The 508-nt window shown below is 75.6% G+C and carries 1 pseudogene; it reads right to left on the reverse strand.

Annotated elements, in window-relative coordinates:
- Positions 1-508, reverse strand: a pseudogene (locus J3S20_RS29965) (prohead protease/major capsid protein fusion protein); the annotation flags it as partial.

A 508-nucleotide genomic window follows, 5' to 3' on the forward strand; every position in this document is an offset into this window, starting at 1 on the left:
TGGGCGGCGCGGGCGGCGCCGGCGCGGGATCCGGCGAAGCCGGCGTCGTCTCGGGCATGGGTGGTTCCTCGGGGATGGTCAGGGCGGGTTCGATGGCGGTGGCGGGGGTGCCCTGATCCCCCTCGCCACGGACGACAGCGGCCGCGTCCACCGGGACGGGCACGATCGAGATCTCGTAGGGCTCCCAATCCACCGCGCGGTGGATGGTCTGGCCGGTGGCGGCGTCGGGCCGGGGCTCGTAGCGATGAACGCGATAGCCGACGCTGACGGACTGCAGCGTGCCGTCCGCGACGCGCTGCCAGACCGGCTCGACGTCGTCCGCGCCGCTGAACTGAAGCGTGGCGTAGCCGCGGCCGGCCTCGAGGCGGGCGGCGGTGACGCGGCCGAGCACATCCCGCGTCCCGGCGCGGCGGTGCGTGTCGAGGACGGGCGCGCGGCCCGAGCGCAGCGCGTCCATGCGCACCGCCTCCGGCCGCATGTCGAGCTCCTCGATGATGGGACCGAGCGG

Origin of the sequence: Falsiroseomonas tokyonensis (assembly GCF_019024325.1) — a bacterium.
GTDB lineage: Bacteria > Pseudomonadota > Alphaproteobacteria > Acetobacterales > Acetobacteraceae > Falsiroseomonas > Falsiroseomonas tokyonensis.